The sequence below is a fragment of the Ruegeria sp. A5 genome (genome assembly GCF_056543005.1).
Window position 1 is genome coordinate 119,857 of the sequence record NZ_JBQGAV010000004.1, and the last position, 17,023, is coordinate 136,879.

The window sequence follows — 17,023 nt, forward strand, 5'->3', positions numbered from 1 at the left end:
TAATTCGCATGTGCTGCCTGGGCAAGCCGTCTCATGGGGGTAAATCGACGCCACCATCGCTACAGCTGAGGTTGAGCAAATGCTCTTGGGGATGGATTACCTCGCCTTCGCGACAGTGGCGTCGTCGGCCTACAAGTGGCCTATACAATGCAAGGCTAAAATCCTGCCCCGCATACACTCTTTACCGGCTCGAACAGCCGCCACTCACTCACAAAATCCCTGCATATCTGAGGGATAGTCAATTATTGCCATTTCAATTATGAATCGAATATGGGAAATTTCCCTACCCTTTCCCCCAGCATGGACAGGCAGAGGGGGCAGGGCGCAGGTAACAAGGGTAGCAAAATGGCAGATATCGGGGCCTATCTGAAAAAGCATACCGAAGCATTGGTTAAGGATGTCGGAATCGAAGCAGCGTGCGAGATCACCGGGAAATCCAAAGCCACGCTTGGCAGGTACTATTCAGACAACGCAGAACATTCTGACCGGTTCATGCCGGTGGATGCTGTTGCCCGGTTGGAAAACGCGGCTGCCTATCCACACGTGACTGCGGCATTGGCGGATTTGAAGAATATCACGCTTTCTTACGATGGACGAAACTCGGACAGCCCACGTACGGGCGGGGTAAATTCCGATGTCATTGCGCTGAGCCAACGTTTTGCCATGCTGATGACGGAATACCAGTCGGCGATAGAAGATGGCATCATCACGGTGAACGAGGCGAAGCGGCTGCTGAAAGAAACCAGTATGCTGCAACAGGTTCTGATCGAAATGAAGCTGCATCTGGAAGAGGAAAGCGTCAGTTAAGGTGTCATGTCCCTGTACTGAATTGTTGTGAATGCGCAAAATAAAGGCGGCCCATGTGCCGCCTTTTTGTTTGTCTGCTGGGCAGATTAATATTCAGCGTTCATCATTGTTGGCGTTCTTGCCGCGCCCGGGGCTTGCCCCCTCTGGTCCGTTGCCGCCACCGTTATTGCCTTTGGCACCGCCTTTGCCTGGCTTGTCACCACCGTCGTGGCCACCTTTACCACCGCTTTTGCCGGGCTTATCACCACCGCCGTGACCGCCTTTACCACCGCCTTTGCCGGGCTTGTCACCACCGCCGTGACCGCCTTTGCCGGGTTTGTCACCACCGCCGTGACCGCCTTTGCCGCCGCCTTTGCCGGGTTTGTCACCTCCGCCGTGGCCACCTTTGCCACCGCCTTTACCGCCGCCATCGCCAGGACTGCTTCCACCATCACCCGGATCACCGTTGCCGCCGGAACTCCCGTCGCTGTTGCCTGAGCTACCGCCGCCGTTGCCCGAGCTTCCGTTTTCACTCGAGCCAACGGAATTGGAGGATGGATCTCTGCTGCGCTCTTCATCGGCATTGGTGTTGGAAATCGACGCAGTGGGCAGATCGCTCAACAACTGAGTCAGACCGGGGCATTGCGCCGAAGTGTTCTGCAGGATCGAAGCAAAATCAGATCGTTTTTGCAGATGTGATACAAACCCTCGCGTGACCTGCGAACAGCCGCAGAGCGTGTCAAAATCGCCTTCATTGGCGGCAACACGCGCGGTGTTGACCGTGCAGGTTTGCGGTTCTGCGATTGCCGCGCCGGACGCCATGACCCCAATGAAAGGTGCGGCGACCAAGGCGGCCAGTCCAACGCGAGTATTATTTCCCATAACAGCGGGCTCCCATAACTACATCACTCGGATGCACAGGGCATCCGGATCTTGATGTGTCGGTCAGAGATGAAGGAGCGGTTGAGCCCGTCTGAATAATTCTTGAGAAAGCGGTTTGGTCTTGCAGCGATTCCAGCAGCGCAGTTAAGGCGCGCGCTTATTGATGCCGTTTGACGATCACAGAACCCACCGAATACCCGGCTCCGAACGAGCAAATCAGGCCCACATCGCCCGCATCCAGATCATCGGAATGCTTTGAGAAGGCGATAATCGACCCGGCGGATGAGGTATTGGCGTAGTCTTGCAGAATGTTGGGTTGCTCACCCGGTTCTGGCTCACGCCCCAGAACCTTCTTACCGATGAAGTCGTTCATCGTCTTGTTGGCCTGATGCAGCCAGAGGCGTTTTAGATCATCACTACTGATGCCCTCTGCCTCCATATGGTCACTGATATGTTTACTGACCATGGGCAGGACCTCTTTGAACACCTTGCGACCATTCTGCATGAACTGCATGTCGCGGCGATCCACCAGACCATCGGGGCGCGATCGGCGGAGGAAGCCGTTATTGTTGCGGATATTGTTGGAAAACGCAGTTGCGCACCGGGTCGAGACAATCTCGAAATGTGGGCCTTGGGCGTCTTCGATCCGCTCGATCAGCGTCGCGGTCGCGACATCGCCAAATATGAAATGGCAATCCCGGTCGCGCCACTCGAGATGACCCGAGCAGATCTCGGGGTTGACGACCAGCGCCGCCCGGACCGAGCCCGAGCGCACCATATCCGCCGCCGCCTGAATGCCGAATGTGGCCGAGGAACAGGCCACGTTCATGTCAAACCCGAATCCGCTGATCCCCAATGCCTGCTGAATCTCGATCGCAATTGCAGGATAAGCACGTTCATGGTTCGAAGCGGCGCAGATCACCAAATCGACATCCTCGGCGCTGCGCCCCGCTTGTGCTAGCGCCTTAAGGCACGCATCCACCGCCATCTCGGTCATGATCCCAGGCTCGTCGTCGCAACGCTGGCGCAGCGCGGGATGCATGATCTCGGGGTTCAAAACACCGGTCTTGTCCATCACATACCGGTTCTCGATCCCTGAGGCCTTCAGGATGAACTCTTCCGAGGAATGCTGCATCGGTTCCATGTCGCCCGCTGCAATCGCATCCGCGTTTTCGACGTTCATCCGGTCGGCATAGGCATTGAACGCTTCCACCAGTTCAGCGTTGGTGATTATGTTTTCTGGTGTATAGACACCGGTCCCGGTGATGGCAGGAGTGTACATGGCTGGCCCTGAGTTCATGATCTGCACAAAATGCAGTCCCTATTCGTATTGATCAAGACGTGTTGACCTAAGGGAATGCACCGCCTCTCGCTTCATAACTTGAATAGTTCAAAATTCGAAGTATATTTCGCCGCGACTCGCACGGAAAAGATTCATGTCAGACGATATCAGCATGCGGTTAGGACGCCTCAGCCCTGAGATTCAGGCGATGATGGGGGTCTACGCGCTTTATTGGAAACTGGAAGAGAGCTTTGACAGCATCGAAACAGACCTGAGCCATCAGGAATGCCACATGCTAATCAAGCTCGATGCGCCCAAACGTATGGGAGTGCTGGCCGCAGATATGTTGACAGTGCCGTCAACGATTACGGCGACCGCCGATGCACTTGAACTGGCGGGGCACCTGACCCGACAGCGTGATCCCGAAGACCGTCGCGCCTGGCTTTTGGTGCTGACCGAACAGGGCGAAGAGGCCCGCAATATGCTGGTGGCCGTGGCGGGTGAGCTTTTCCACAGCGCATCGGGTCTGAACACCGAAGAAACCGCCGAGTTCGCACGGCTGGCTCACAAAATCCGTGACAACATTCTGAAAACCGGAATTCCCGAGGGATTGACGAAATGAAACTCCTGACCTCTGTTTGCCTCGCACTGTCCTTGTTGACTGCGCCTGCCATGGCGCAAGAGCCTGCCAAGCCTGTGAAACTGATGCAGGTAAGCGAAACCTCTCCCGGCTTTTCGCGCCAATTCTTTGGTCGGATCGCCGCTCGTCAGACAGTTGATCTGGCGTTTCAGGTCGCAGGGCAGATCGTTGAGATGCCTGTGACCGAAGGCTTTGTAATCCCAAAGGGTGAGTTGATTGCCCGCCTCGATCAGGAACCGTTCGAACTGCAGCGCGACCGGACGCGCTTGCAAAAAGATCAGGCGGATCGAACACTCGCCCGCCTGTCGCGTCTGCGTGGAACCGCAGCCAGCCAGGTTGCCGTCGATGATGCCGAAACAGCTGCGCAACTGGCTGCGATTGCGGTTCGAGATGCAGAATATGAGTTGGAACATGCGACGCTGACCGCTCCGTTCGACGCGCTGGTTTCAAGCCGTGCAGTTGAGGCGTTTACAACTGTTTCTGCGGGTACTCCGATCGTGCGGATTCACGATATGTCTGAACTGCGTATTGAGGTGGATGTGCCCGAAATCCTATTTCAGCGGTCCGGACAGCAGGACGACATTACGATTACTGCCAAGTTCCCTGTCAGCGACGAGATCTTTCCGCTGGAAATAAGGGAATTCGACGCTGAATCCTCAAGCGTGGGCCAGACCTTTCGCATCCAGTTCGGTTTGACACCGCCCGAGGGATTGCAGATTCTTCCCGGTTCCTCCGTGACCGTCACGGTGCGGGTGCAGGATGAACGCACCGGTATCATCATCCCGCCAACGGCTGTAGTTGCTGATGCCAGCGGCGCGCTGGGCGTTCTGGTCTTCTCGCCGGCTGGCGCCGACGAAGGCACCGTCCGCCGGGTTCCCGTGACTGTTGAACCTACGCAGAGCGGCGATGTCCGCGTACTCACCGGCTTGACGGATGGAGACGAAATCGTCGTTGCCGGTGGGGGTGCATTGTCCGATGGTCAAACTGTCCGCCGCTTTGTCGGCTTCTCGAACTGAGGGCGGTTTCATGAGCATCGCACGCGCTTCGATCGACCGGCCTCTCTATACGTGGCTGTTCATCCTGATCGCCCTGTTCGGCGGCATTTGGGGTTTCACGTCGCTAGGTCGCCTTGAAGACCCGGCCTTCACCATCAAACAGGCGGTGATCGCCACGCAATATCCCGGTGCGACTGCCGAACAGGTGGCGCTGGAGGTTTCAGAACCGCTGGAATCTGCCATTCAGCAGATGGGCGAGGTGGATGTCATCACCTCGGTCAACCAGCCGGGACAGTCGCTGATCGAGGTTGAGATTAAATCCACCTATGACGGCAGTGAGTTGCCCGACATCTGGACCCGTCTGCGCGCCAAGGTGCGCGATGCAGCACGCGGTCTGCCTTCGGGCGTGGGTGCGCCTTATGTGAATGACGGGTTCGGGGATGTGTTCGGCCTGTTCTATGCCGTTACGGCAGAAGGGTTTTCTGACGCCGAGAAGCACGAACTGGCGACCTTCCTTCGCCGCGAATTGCTGACGGTAAGCGGTGTTGCAGATGTCGAGGTTCAGGGCTTGCCGGATGAGGCGATCTTTATTGAGCCGGACCTGTCGATCTCGGTCAATCAGAACGTTCCGCTGCAGGCGATCAACGAAGCTATCGCAAACGCAGACTCGGTCAACGCTTCGGGTTCGCTGCGATCCAATAGTGACCGCACCACGATCTTGACGGCCGAGGGCTCGGACAGCGTGTCGGCGATCGCCGGCCTGTCGGTTGGATCGCAGGGGCAGGTGATCAATCTGTTTGATATGTCAGATGTCTATCGCGGGCGGCAGAATGATCCCGATATCATGATCCGATTCAACGGCGCTGAAGCTTTCACGCTGGGTATCGCTGGGCTGGCCACTGAAAACATCGTCGAAGTCGGGCAGCGTGCAGATGCCAAACTGGCCGAACTGGATTCCGAAATCCCCTTTGGTGTCGAAATCCTGCCCATCTATCAGCAGCATGTTGTTGTCGATGAGGCCTCGAACGCCTTCCTGCTGAACCTCGCCATGTCAGTCAGCATCGTGGTCGCGGTTCTGGGCATTTTCATGGGCTGGCGCGCGGCCATCGTCGTGGGTTCCACACTGTTGCTGACCGTTGTGGGTACTTTGCTCTTCATGTCGATGTTCTCGATCGAGATGGAACGGATCTCGCTGGGCGCTCTGATCATCGCCATGGGGATGCTGGTCGACAACGCCATCGTGGTGGCCGAAGGAATGCAGATTTCGATGTTGCGGGGAAAATCCTCGCGCGATGCTGCGGAAGAGGTTGCGTCAAAAACGCAGATCCCACTTCTGGGCGCGACGGTGATCGGGATCATGGCTTTCGCCGGGATCGGGCTCAGTCCTGACGCGACCGGGGAATTCCTGTTCTCGTTATTTGCCGTGATCGGCATTTCACTACTGCTGAGCTGGGTTCTGGCCATCACGGTGACACCTTTGCTTGGGCACTATTTCTTCAAGCAGGGCAAAGAGGGTGAGGTGGATGCCTATGGCGGCATCCTGTTCCGCGTCTACGGTGCAATCCTGAACTGGGCGCTTCGGTTCCGATGGCTGGTAGTGGCCGGGTTGATCGGGGTCACAGTCGTCTGTTTTGCGGGCTTTGGACTGATGAAACAGCAATTCTTCCCAAACTCGAACACGCCGTTGTTCTTCGTGCACTACAAGCTGCCACAAGGCACGCCGATCGCCCGCACGGCGGAAGATATGGCCGTATTCGAGGACTGGCTGGCCGAACGTGATGACGTCGTCTCGGTTGCCACATTCGTCGGGCAGGGTGCCACGCGGTTCATGTTGACCTACGCTGCCGAGAAGCCAAACCCAAGCTATGGACATATGATCATCCGCACCGAGGCTTTGGACGACATTCCTGCCTTGCAAGCCGATCTTGAGGAGTTCGGTTCAGCCCAGTTCCCCGAAGGCGAGTTCCGCACCAAACGCCTGATTTTTGGTCCCGGTGGCGGCGATCCAATCCAGGCTCGGTTCTCGGGTAGTGATCCGGTTGTTCTGCGTCAACTGGCCGAAGAAGCGGTACAGCGCATGTCAGCCGCATCTCCGAATGCGCTACATGTGCATCACGACTGGCGTGAGCAGGAATTGGCCGTGCAGCCGATCTATGCCACGGAGCGCGCCCAAACAGCAGGCGTATCGCGCGAAGACATTGCGGCTACGTTGCAGTTTTCGACCGATGGCATCACGGGCGGCGTTTTGCGCGAGCGCGACCGCCAGATCCCGATCATCTTGCGCCGTCCGGCGGATGGGGACTATTCGATCGTCGATCAGGTGGTTTACTCCGATCAGTCGGAACGTTTCGTTCCAATCGAGCAGATGGTGGATGGCTTCGACTACAAGGCGCTCAATACGTTGGTTCACCGCCGTGACCGGGTGTTGACCATCACGGTTGGAGCGGACATCCCCCCTGACATGACCGCCGCGCAGGTCCACTCCGAAGTACGCAGTGCCATTGAAGCGATGGAACTGCCGATCGGCTATCGTATGGAATGGGGGGGCGAGTTCGAGGATTCAGGCGACGCGCAGGCCAGCCTTGGGCGGCAGTTGCCACTGAGCTTGCTGATTATGGTGTTGATTTCCGTATTGCTGTTCAATGCAATCCGGCAACCGGTCATTATCTGGCTACTGGTCCCGATGTCCGTAAATGGCGTAGTTATCGGTCTGCTTGGAACAGGCCTGCCCTTCACCTTCACAGCGCTATTGGGGCTGTTAAGTCTGTCAGGGATGCTGATCAAGAACGGCATCGTACTGGTCGAAGAAATCGATCTGGTCCGCGCTACTGGTAAAGCCCTGCGTCCTGCGATTGTTGAAGCCTCTGTCTCGCGTCTGCGCCCGGTAATGTTGGCGGCGATCACGACGATTCTGGGGATGGCACCGCTTCTGACGGATGCGTTCTTTGTGTCCATGGCAGTCACGATCATGGGCGGTCTGGCCTTTGCCACGATCCTGACCATGGTTGCCGCACCTGTCTTCTACATGTTGTTTTTCAACCGTGAAGAAAAGCGACGTCTGGCTGCTGGTTGATCATCCGCCCGAATCCTCCTTTGGATCATAATGGTAATAAAAACAGGATAGCTTGTTGCCATCGGGGTCGCGCAGATAGGCCACATAGAATCCGGGCTCGTAATGGGGGCGGACACCAGGTTTGCCTTCATCTGCACCGCCGTTTTTCAAACCCGTGGCATGGAAACGCCGGACCTGATCGGCACTTCTGGCGGGAAAGGCGATCATCGTGCCATTGCCGGTACTGGCGGGGGCTCCGTCAAAAGGTTTGCAGATCCAAAACCCGGTGCCGCTGTCGGGGTCGGAACCCCATCCGGCCCAGCCATCAATCCAACCGGGCAGGCGCGGCTGGCCAAGAACCGCGAAGATCGCATCATAAAAGCGGATAGCCCGAGGCAGGTCGTTGCTTCCGTATGTGGTGTAGAGGTCCATGAGCACTCCTTCCCCGCCCATCATGTGGGCGATGGGCAATGAGGGGAAGAAAAAAGACCCCGGCCGAGGCCGGGGTCCATTCATTCATACCGTTGCCGGGGCTTAGCCCTGCAGCGATTTCACCTCAACATCGCCTTCGGCCTGCGCCTTGATCGCCAGCGCGGCGGCATAGCTTGCTGCGGCTGTGGTGTAATAGGGGATCTTGTCATACAGCGCGATCGACCGGATTGATCGGCTGTCTTCCACCGCCTGTGCGCCTTCGGTCGAGTTCATGACCAGCTGCACGCCGCCGTCCTTCATCAGGTCGGTCACATCCGGGCGGCCTTCGTACACTTTGTTGACCACGCCGCACGGCACACTTTCTTCAGTCAGCCAGGCTTGTGTGCCGCGGGTCGCAACAAGCTCAAAGCCTTGCTCAACCAGAACACGCGCTGCTTCGAGCATATCCGGCCCTTTGTCAGCATCCTTGATCGAGATAAACGCACGACCTGCGCTGGGCAGCACCATACCGGCCCCCATTTGTGCTTTCAGGAAAGCGCGCGGGAAGTCGCGATCCCAGCCCATGACCTCTCCGGTCGAACGCATTTCAGGGCCCAGGATGGTGTCAACGCCGGGGAAGCGGGCGAAAGGCAAAACGGCTTCTTTTACCGAGAACCACGGCATGTCGGGGTCGGCCAGCGTCATCTGGTCAGCGATTTTGGTGTCATCGACAGTTTTGTAAGGGGGGCGTTTCGGGAAATTCGCCAGTTTCTCACCGGCCATCACACGCGCAGCGATAGAGGCAATCGCGCTGTCAGTGGCTTTGGCCACAAAAGGCACGGTGCGGCTGGCACGAGGGTTGACCTCAATCAGGTAAATCTCGTCATCCTTGATGGCGAACTGCACGTTCATCAGGCCGACGACATTCAGCGCCTTGGCCAGCTTGAACGCCTGATCCTTAATCTGTTCGATGATCTCTTTCGACAGCGAATAAGGCGGTAGCGAACAGGCCGAGTCGCCCGAGTGCACGCCGGCCTCTTCGATGTGCTGCATGATGCCTGCAACATGCACGTCGTTACCGTCGCACAGCGCGTCCACGTCCAGTTCGACCGCACCGGCCAGATAGCTGTCCAGAAGAACCGGGCTGTCGCCCGAGACCACCACGGCCTCGTTGATGTAGCGCCGCAATTGATCCATGTCGCGCACGATTTCCATCGCGCGGCCGCCCAGAACATAGGAGGGGCGGATGACCAGCGGGAAGCCGATTTCTTCGGCAATCTCCAGCGCCTTTTCGTCGGTCGAGGCGATGCCGTTCTTGGGCTGCTTCAGGCCCAGTTCATTGACCAGCGCCTGGAAACGCTCACGATCTTCGGCGAGGTCGATCGCGTCGGGCGTGGTACCGAGGATCGGGATACCTTCAGCCTCCAACGCATTGGCCAGTTTCAGCGGGGTCTGCCCGCCAAACTGAACGATCACTCCATGCAGCGTGCCGGCTTCCTGTTCCTTCGTAAGGATTTCCATGACGTGTTCGAAGGTCAGCGGCTCGAAATACAAACGGTCCGAGGTGTCATAGTCGGTCGAGACCGTCTCGGGGTTGCAGTTGACCATGATCGTTTCATAGCCCGCCTCGGTCAGCGCGAAACAGGCGTGACAGCAGCAGTAGTCGAATTCGATGCCTTGACCGATCCGGTTCGGGCCACCGCCCAGGATGACGACCTTTTTGCGGTCGCTTGGACGCGCCTCGCATTCGACCTCACCCATCATCGGGGCTTCGTAGGTCGAGTACATATAGGGGGTCTGCGCCTCGAACTCAGCCGCACAGGTGTCGATGCGTTTGAAGACGGCGTTCACACCCAGATTGCGGCGGGCGCGACGGACGTTGTCTTCGTCACGGCCGGTCAGATTGCCCAGACGCGCGTCGGTGAATCCAAGCATTTTCAGTTTGCGGATACCGTCCTCGGTAACCGGCAGACCATCTTTGCGCACCTGACGCTCGGCCTCGATGATCTCGCGAATGCGGGCCAGGAACCACGGGTCGAACTTGGTGACGCCGAAAATCTCATCGTCGGTCAGGCCGTGACGCATGGCCTGCGCGATTGTGCGCAGACGATCGGGGGTCTGCTGGCTGATCGCCTTGATCACGGCGGCCTTGTCGTCGGCTTCTTCCCAGACTCCGACGTTCAGACCGGGGATTTCGATCTCATCAAAGCCTGTCAGGCCCGACTCCATCGAGGCCAGAGCCTTTTGCATCGATTCGTGAATGGTGCGGCCGATGGACATGGCCTCACCCACCGACTTCATCGCGGTGGTCAGGTAGGGTTCCGAGCCGGGGAATTTCTCAAAGGCAAATTTCGGGATCTTGGTGACAACATAGTCGATGGTCGGCTCGAACGAGGCCGGGGTGACCTTGGTGATGTCATTGTCTAGCTCGTCCAGCGTGTACCCAACGGCCAGTTTTGCGGCGATCTTGGCAATCGGGAAACCGGTCGCCTTCGAAGCCAGCGCAGATGAGCGGGACACACGCGGGTTCATCTCGATCACGACCATGCGGCCATCAACCGGGTTGATCGCCCACTGCACATTTGACCCGCCGGTTTCGACGCCGATTTCGCGCAACACGGCAATCGAGTGATTGCGCATGATCTGGTATTCTTTGTCGGTCAGCGTCAGGGCAGGGGCCACGGTGATCGAGTCACCGGTATGCACGCCCATCGGGTCGACGTTTTCGATGGAACACACGATGATGGCGTTGTCAGCGGTGTCGCGCACCACCTCCATCTCGTATTCTTTCCACCCCAGAAGACTTTCATCGATCAGGATCTGACCGACGGGGGACGCATCCATACCCGAGCGGCAAATATGGATATAATCCTCGCGGTTATATGCGACACCGCCGCCGGTGCCGCCCAGCGTAAAGGCGGGGCGGATGATGGCGGGCAAACCAACTGTTTCGAGGGTTTCAAGCGCCAGTGCCACACCGGCGTCGAGATCTTTCTTGCCGTTCTCATCCTTGGGGGCCGTCACGATCTCGGCCTTGGGGTTTTCGATGCCCAACCTATCCATCGCCTCGCGGAACAGGGCGCGGTCTTCGGCCATTTCGATCGCGTCTCGCTTGGCGCCGATCATCTCGACGTTGAACTTATCCAGCACGCCCATCTCTTCCAGCGCCAGCGAGGTGTTCAGGCCGGTCTGTCCGCCCATAGTGGGCAGTAGGGCATCGGGGCGTTCTTTTTCGATGATCTTGGCGACAACTTCGGGCGTGATCGGCTCGATATAGGTCGCATCGGCTAGCCCCGGGTCGGTCATGATCGTTGCAGGGTTCGAGTTCACCAGAATGACCCGATAGCCCTCCTCGCGCAGCGCCTTACATGCCTGAGCGCCGGAATAGTCGAACTCGCAGGCCTGACCGATAACAATGGGGCCTGCCCCGATGATCATGATCGACTGGATGTCGGTTCTTCTCGGCATGGCTTGGCCCCTTCAATTGTCCGCGAGTCAGGGCACCGCCCCAGCGCCCAAATTGTCCTGCGTTATAGGGACCGCGCGAAAAGGTGCAAGAGGTATCGGAAACGGGTTTGAAATTGCCGCTTTCCCCTCTTTCCCTTGGCGCGCTATTCTCTATACCGCGCAGCACGGCAAATGAGGATGCAATTGCGTATTCGTTTCGATCAAGGACCAGCTGGGCGCGGAACCCGGTTTGAGCGTCCGTCCCGGATTATTCGCGCGGATAACGCGGCGGAGGTGCCCCAGGCTCTGGCGGCGCTGGATCAGGCGCGCGCGGATGGGGCCTGGCTGGCAGGGTACGCAAGTTATGAGCTGGGCTACGTGCTAGAACCACGTCTGGCAGACCGGCTGCCAGAAGGACGACGCCTGCCACTACTGTGTTTCGGTGTGTTTGACGCACCGGATCGCGTTGGACTGCCAAAGGCGTCGGGCAGTGTCACTGCGTTTCAGCCCCGCTGGGACGAGGCGCGATATACGCAGGCCTTTCGTACAGTGCATGAGGCGATTGGTGCGGGTGACATTTATCAGGCAAATCTGACCTTCCCAATTGATCTCGATGTAACCGGAGACAGCGTCGCGCTTTATGCGGCGCTTGCGGCTGGTCAACCCGTCGGCCACGGCGCCTTGGTTGAGCAGGAGGGGCTGCCTGATCTGCTGAGCCGTTCGCCGGAACTTTTTTTCCGAACCGACGCCGAGGGCCGGATCGAAACGCGCCCGATGAAGGGAACTCAACCGCGCAGTGAGGACCCGGTCGAAGACGAGCGTCGACGCGCTTTTCTGTCTTCGGATGAAAAGAACCGGGCCGAAAATCTGATGATCGTCGATCTGCTGCGCAACGATATTAGCCGGGTCGCGCTGGCCGGATCGGTGAAAGTACCCGAGCTGTTCAAGGTTGAGACCTATGCGACTGTCCATCAGATGGTCTCGCTTGTGCAGGCGCAGTTACACCTTGGCGTAGGCCTTTCTGATATTCTGACCGCCCTGTTCCCGTGCGGATCAATCACCGGAGCGCCAAAGATTCGCGCGATGGAGATCCTGTCCGAACTGGAACCTTGGCCTCGCGAAGTTTATTGCGGAACCATCGGTTGGGCGGCCCCGGACGGTCGGTCGGAATTCAACGTGGCCATCCGGACCCTCATGGTTGAAGGTGGCAAGGCGACCCTTAATGTAGGCGGCGGGCTGGTCTGGGACAGCACCGCGCCATCGGAATATGAGGAGGCGCTATGGAAAGCCCGCTTCGCCCACCAACTGAGCCTGATTTCCGTCTGATCGAAACTTTGTCCTACAGGCCGGGGCAGGGGTTCGTCAGGCTTGATCGTCATTTGGCCCGCATGGCGCGCACAGCACAGAAGTTCGGCATTGATTTTGACCGAACCGCCGCTTGGACGATTTTGGATGCGAGTTTGGGTGAGATTGCATTGCGCTGCCGTTTGACCTTGGACGCGGATGGCAAATTTGAACTGACGTCCGGCGAATTGGCTGCCAATCCGTCCGTCTGGCGTGTGGATTTGGCCAAACAGAGACTATCATCATCGGATATCTGGCTGGGTTACAAAACGACCCGACGGGCCGTCTATGACATGGCGCGGGCGGGCTTGCCGCTAAGAGTTGATGAGCTTTTGTTTTTGAACGAACGGGATGAGCTTTGCGAGGGCACTATCACGAACCTGTTCCTGACCATGCCCGACGGCAGACGACTGACGCCCTCACTGCGATGCGGATTGCTTCCCGGGGTTTTGCGCGAGGAATTGTTGGATAATAAAGAAGTTACCGAATCCGTTCTGACCTTGACCGATCTAAAAAACGCGCAATCTATCCACTGTGGAAATTCCCTTCGGGGGCTGATCCGTGCCGAGCTTGTGGCACCTTGAGCAAAAATACCGAATGGGTGGAGACCCCTGTTACCAACTCACGCCTCAGGATTGAGTTTGTGCTCTTTTTTGTGGCGGTTCCCATAGCCATCGCGACATTGTTCCCGCCAAACTGGATGTTCCCCTCGCTTTTTGCGTTTACCGGACTGGGCATACTGCTGCTGCAGGATACGCCCGGTTTTTCCTGGGCGGAGCTTCGGTATGGCTGGCGAAACTGGTCGTGGACCGAAGTCTTTGCATTTACCCTGTTCATGGCTGCCTTCTGTTCCGCCCTGGTGCTGTGGGCGCGACCGGATGCAGCCTTTGTTTTGCTGCTGCATCGGCCAGAGATGTTGATATTCATCTGTATCGGCTACCCGTTGTTGTCCGCTCTGCCACAAGAGCTGCTTTTCCGCTCTCTCTTTTTCCGACGCTATCACGCGATCCTACCTGAAGGGCGGGCCGCATACCTTTTGAACGCTGGCCTGTTTTCGCTTGCGCACCTCATGTACTGGAGCTGGGTAGTAGCCATCATGACTTTCATCGGAGGCCTCCTGTTCACCTGGGCCTACCGCAAGCGCGGATCATTCTTTTATGCAGTTCTTCTGCACGCAATTGCCGGTAATATTATCTTTGCGGCAGGGCTGGGCGTCTATTTCTACTCGGGCAACGTGCAAAGGCCGTTTTGACGGCGCGACCCGCCTTGACTTTCCAAGCCTGACGGGGTGTATCGGCGCGACGAATTCTGCGCCCGAAGGGATATGATCCATGCACGCCTATCGCAGCCACACCTGCGCCGCTCTGACCGCCGCCAATGTCGGTGAAACCGTCCGCCTGTCCGGTTGGGTGCATCGTGTCCGAGATCACGGCGGCGTACTGTTCATCGACCTGCGCGACCATTTCGGTGTGACCCAGGTTTTGTGCGACGGCGATAGTGCGGCATTTGCTGAACTGGAAAAGGTACGGTCCGAGTGGTGCATCCGCATCGACGGCACTGTCAAAGCCCGCGACGCTGATCTCATTAACCCGAAATTGCCGACAGGCGAGATCGAGGTTTATGTGCGTGAGCTGGAGGTTCTTGGTGCTGCCGACGAATTGCCGTTGATGGTGTTCGGCGATCAGGAATACCCCGAGGAAACACGTCTGCGCTATCGCTACCTCGACCTAAGACGCGAGGCGATGCAGCAAAACATGACCCTTCGCTCGGACGTTGTCGCATCTATGCGCCGCCGGATGTGGGATCAGGGATTCCGTGAATATCAGACACCGATCATTACCGCATCGTCGCCCGAAGGCGCACGCGACTTTCTGGTCCCCTCGCGACTACATCCGGGCAAGTTCTACGCCCTACCGCAGGCCCCGCAGCAATTCAAACAGCTGATCATGGTGTCGGGCTTCGACAAGTATTTCCAGATTGCACCCTGCTTCCGCGATGAAGACCCGCGTGCAGACCGATCGCCCACCGATTTCTATCAACTCGATCTAGAGATGTCGTTTGTCGAGCAGCAGGATGTGTTCGACACCATCCAGCCCGTGCTGACCGGTGTGTTTGAAGAGTTCGGGGGTGGGCGCAAGGTCGATCAGGAGTGGCCGCAGATTTCCTACAAGGACTCAGCCCTGTGGTACGGCACCGACAAGCCTGACCTGCGGAACCCCATTAAGATGCAAGTAGTCTCTGACCACTTCCGCGGTTCTGGCTTCGCGATATTCGCGAAACTGTTGGAGCAGGAAGGCACCGAAATCCGCGCCATCCCAGCACCGACCGGTGGCAGCCGCAAATTCTGTGACCGTATGAACGCATTTGCCCAGAAAGAAGGTCTGCCCGGTATGGGTTACATTTTCTGGCGTGATCAGGGCGAGGGTATGGAGGCCGCAGGTCCACTGGCCAAGAACATCGGCCCCGAACGCACCGAGGCGATCCGTCAGCAATTGGGTCTGGGCGTCGGTGATGCCGCGTTCTTCCTGGGTGGTAAGCCAAAAGCCTTTGAGAAGGTGGCCGGTAAGGCCCGTGATGTGATCGGAGATGAACTGAATCTCACCGAGAAAGACCGCTTTGCCTTTGCCTGGATCGTCGATTTCCCGATCTACGAGCAGGACGAAGAAACCGGTGCGATTGATTTCGAACACAACCCCTTCTCGATGCCGCAGGGCGGGATGGAAGCTTTGCAGGGCAACCCTCTGGACGTACGCGGGTACCAATATGATCTGGCCTGTAACGGCTACGAATTGGTTTCGGGTGCCATCCGGAACCACAAACCCGAGATCATGCTGAAAGCCTTTGAACTGGCGGGCTATGGTGAGGACGAAGTGAAGTCCCGCTTTGGCGCACTGTTCAATGCCTTCCACTACGGCGCCCCGCCGCACGGCGGCTGTGCCGCAGGGATCGACCGGATCGTGATGCTGCTGGCGGATGAGGCCAACATCCGCGAGGTCATGATGTTCCCGATGAACCAGCGCGCCGAAGACCTGATGATGGATGCGCCATCCGATCCGACCTCGGATCAGTTGATGGAACTGGGTCTCAGGATCATCCCGCAAGACTAAATCTAGCCGCCCGCCCTGAGCGGGCGGTTTACGTTTGGGGCAGTGCAATACAATCGGTGTATTCGCCGCGCCACGCAAATCGGAGTTGCGTGGTGGTCTCAAAACAAGCTCAACTCAATCCAGTGGATTTGCGGCATCCCGACGATTGCGGATGCTCCTGGCCGTCTGTCGTGTCAGGCGGTAGACCCAGATGCAAAGGATCGATGCGGTAATAAAGTACGCGGTCAGCATCTCAGATCGCCTCTTGCCGCTCGAGCCGATCCTGAACCAGACCCGCAATCCGTGCAGCCTGGGCGGTGACCGGTGTCCCCTGCGCACGAGATTGGGCAAGGTCCCGGGCTGCTTCGGCAAGCACAGTATCTTCGGCGTCTCGCGCAACGCTTTGCAGGAATTGTACCGCATAATCCAACGTGCGCTGATCAGTGGGGCCGGTAAGCACGTCGGCGATATGGGCCATGTCGTCCCGATAGGCCAGCGGATCGGGCTGAACGATATTATCCCTGACGGAATCCAGACCTCCTGGGCGGCGATCTTCGGGCAGAAGTTCAAGTATGGAGGTCTGGAAATAAGCGACCGAGGTCAGGGGTTTGGCCAGAAACCCATCTGCACCTGCGCGTCTGGCGATAACCTGCATGCTGTCATCGCCAGACAGCCCGAGAATGACACCGATGCGGGGTACAGCGTGGGTCATTTCGGCTATCAGGTCAGCGCCGGACCCGTCAGGAAGACCCATATCGACGATCAGGACCGAGGGACGATAGATTTGCAGATGGCGCCGCGCTGATTTCAGACAATCCGCACGACGGATACGCGCACCGCTATGCAAGCACATCAATCGTACTGCATCGCACGCATAGCGGCTGTCTTCGACCACAAGGATTGTTTGGCCCAGCAGCGGTCGCATCTTGGTGGCCAGCGCTGGAGAGGCGAAAGGTCCCGAATCGTCCATGGCAGAACTCCTGTTTAGCAGATGCCTCACGCTAGGAACTTCTGGCTAATACAGGGTTAACGACGATTTGGCGCACTTGTCCTTTGGGTATACTGCCCCCATAACCGCTGCAACGCAGAAGGAAGGAG

Annotated in this window: 13 protein-coding genes; 8 read left to right on the forward strand and 5 right to left on the reverse strand. The window is 57.9% G+C overall.

Annotation, left to right across the window (positions count from 1 at the left end; genetic code table 11):
- The first annotated feature begins 345 nt into the window (after positions 1-345).
- Complete coding sequence (locus ACR0AY_RS10845) at positions 346-807, forward strand: hypothetical protein (protein WP_170392365.1); 462 nt, start codon at positions 346-348, stop codon at positions 805-807.
- A gap of 93 nt (positions 808-900) precedes the next feature.
- Here the strand turns inward: ACR0AY_RS10845 and ACR0AY_RS10850 are convergent, their stop codons facing one another.
- Positions 901-1,668 (reverse strand): hypothetical protein, encoded by a 768-nt coding sequence (locus ACR0AY_RS10850; protein WP_170512478.1) that lies wholly within the window; start codon positions 1,666-1,668, stop codon positions 901-903.
- A 157-nt stretch (positions 1,669-1,825) separates the two neighbouring features.
- A complete protein-coding gene (locus ACR0AY_RS10855) occupies positions 1,826-2,950 on the reverse strand; it encodes a beta-ketoacyl-ACP synthase III (protein WP_170512475.1) in 1,125 nt (374 codons plus the stop codon).
- A 154-nt stretch (positions 2,951-3,104) separates the two neighbouring features.
- On the opposite strand from ACR0AY_RS10855, the gene ACR0AY_RS10860 reads away from it, so the two are divergent.
- Genes ACR0AY_RS10860 through ACR0AY_RS10870 form a run of 3 tightly spaced genes read left to right on the forward strand, consistent with a single transcriptional unit; the run spans position 3,105 to position 7,658 of the window.
- Positions 3,105-3,572: a MarR family transcriptional regulator gene (locus ACR0AY_RS10860; RefSeq protein WP_170392361.1), complete on the forward strand. Its 468-nt coding sequence runs from the start codon at positions 3,105-3,107 to the stop codon at positions 3,570-3,572.
- Positions 3,569-4,606: an efflux RND transporter periplasmic adaptor subunit gene (locus tag ACR0AY_RS10865; protein ID WP_170512473.1), complete on the forward strand. Its 1,038-nt coding sequence runs from the start codon at positions 3,569-3,571 to the stop codon at positions 4,604-4,606. Before ACR0AY_RS10860 ends, ACR0AY_RS10865 begins: the two co-directional genes overlap by 4 nt.
- A gap of 10 nt (positions 4,607-4,616) precedes the next feature.
- Positions 4,617-7,658, forward strand: coding sequence for an efflux RND transporter permease subunit (locus ACR0AY_RS10870; protein ID WP_170392357.1), 3,042 nt, complete (start codon positions 4,617-4,619; stop codon positions 7,656-7,658).
- On the opposite strand, the gene ACR0AY_RS10875 is transcribed toward ACR0AY_RS10870, so the two are convergent.
- Positions 7,659-8,069, reverse strand: coding sequence for a VOC family protein (locus ACR0AY_RS10875; protein ID WP_170401773.1), 411 nt, complete (start codon positions 8,067-8,069; stop codon positions 7,659-7,661). It abuts the gene before it with no gap.
- Positions 8,070-8,171: 102 nt separating this feature from the next.
- Positions 8,172-11,516: a carbamoyl-phosphate synthase large subunit gene (gene carB / locus ACR0AY_RS10880; protein ID WP_170512471.1), complete on the reverse strand. Its 3,345-nt coding sequence runs from the start codon at positions 11,514-11,516 to the stop codon at positions 8,172-8,174.
- 177 nt (positions 11,517-11,693) lie between these two features.
- On the opposite strand from carB, the gene ACR0AY_RS10885 reads away from it, so the two are divergent.
- The 4 genes from ACR0AY_RS10885 (at position 11,694) to aspS (ending at position 15,946) form a co-directional block, all read left to right on the forward strand.
- Positions 11,694-12,821, forward strand: a complete 1,128-nt coding sequence (locus tag ACR0AY_RS10885; RefSeq protein WP_170512619.1) for an aminodeoxychorismate synthase component I — start codon at positions 11,694-11,696, stop codon at positions 12,819-12,821.
- The gene (locus tag ACR0AY_RS10890) at positions 12,776-13,423 is read left to right on the forward strand and encodes an aminotransferase class IV family protein (RefSeq protein ID WP_170512469.1); all 648 of its coding nucleotides are present in this window, start codon (positions 12,776-12,778) and stop codon (positions 13,421-13,423) included. Before ACR0AY_RS10885 ends, ACR0AY_RS10890 begins: the two co-directional genes overlap by 46 nt.
- Positions 13,424-13,539: 116 nt before the next feature.
- On the forward strand, positions 13,540-14,091 hold the full coding sequence (locus ACR0AY_RS10895; RefSeq protein ID WP_480454145.1) for a CPBP family intramembrane glutamic endopeptidase: 552 nt from the start codon (positions 13,540-13,542) through the stop codon (positions 14,089-14,091).
- Positions 14,092-14,170: 79 nt separating this feature from the next.
- Complete coding sequence (gene aspS / locus ACR0AY_RS10900) at positions 14,171-15,946, forward strand: aspartate--tRNA ligase (RefSeq protein ID WP_480454147.1); 1,776 nt, start codon at positions 14,171-14,173, stop codon at positions 15,944-15,946.
- Positions 15,947-16,178: 232 nt separating this feature from the next.
- On the opposite strand, the gene ACR0AY_RS10905 is transcribed toward aspS, so the two are convergent.
- Positions 16,179-16,895, reverse strand: coding sequence for a response regulator (locus ACR0AY_RS10905; RefSeq protein WP_170512463.1), 717 nt, complete (start codon positions 16,893-16,895; stop codon positions 16,179-16,181).
- Positions 16,896-17,023 lie beyond the last annotated feature (128 nt).

Bases quoted from the DNA above. Each gene is read 5' to 3' on its own strand.
- ACR0AY_RS10845 (WP_170392365.1), top strand. From the start codon at position 346: ATGGCAGATATCGGGGCCTATCTGAAAAAGCATACCGAAGCATTGGTT.
- ACR0AY_RS10850 (WP_170512478.1), bottom strand. From the start codon at position 1,668: ATGGGAAATAATACTCGCGTTGGACTGGCCGCCTTGGTCGCCGCACCT.
- ACR0AY_RS10855 (WP_170512475.1), bottom strand. From the start codon at position 2,950: ATGTACACTCCTGCCATCACCGGGACCGGTGTCTATACACCAGAAAAC.
- ACR0AY_RS10860 (WP_170392361.1), top strand. From the start codon at position 3,105: ATGTCAGACGATATCAGCATGCGGTTAGGACGCCTCAGCCCTGAGATT.
- ACR0AY_RS10865 (WP_170512473.1), top strand. From the start codon at position 3,569: ATGAAACTCCTGACCTCTGTTTGCCTCGCACTGTCCTTGTTGACTGCG.
- ACR0AY_RS10870 (WP_170392357.1), top strand. From the start codon at position 4,617: ATGAGCATCGCACGCGCTTCGATCGACCGGCCTCTCTATACGTGGCTG.
- ACR0AY_RS10875 (WP_170401773.1), bottom strand. From the start codon at position 8,069: ATGGACCTCTACACCACATACGGAAGCAACGACCTGCCTCGGGCTATC.
- carB (WP_170512471.1), bottom strand. From the start codon at position 11,516: ATGCCGAGAAGAACCGACATCCAGTCGATCATGATCATCGGGGCAGGC.
- ACR0AY_RS10885 (WP_170512619.1), top strand. From the start codon at position 11,694: ATGCAATTGCGTATTCGTTTCGATCAAGGACCAGCTGGGCGCGGAACC.
- ACR0AY_RS10890 (WP_170512469.1), top strand. From the start codon at position 12,776: ATGGAAAGCCCGCTTCGCCCACCAACTGAGCCTGATTTCCGTCTGATC.
- ACR0AY_RS10895 (WP_480454145.1), top strand. From the start codon at position 13,540: ATGTTCCCCTCGCTTTTTGCGTTTACCGGACTGGGCATACTGCTGCTG.
- aspS (WP_480454147.1), top strand. From the start codon at position 14,171: ATGCACGCCTATCGCAGCCACACCTGCGCCGCTCTGACCGCCGCCAAT.
- ACR0AY_RS10905 (WP_170512463.1), bottom strand. From the start codon at position 16,895: ATGGACGATTCGGGACCTTTCGCCTCTCCAGCGCTGGCCACCAAGATG.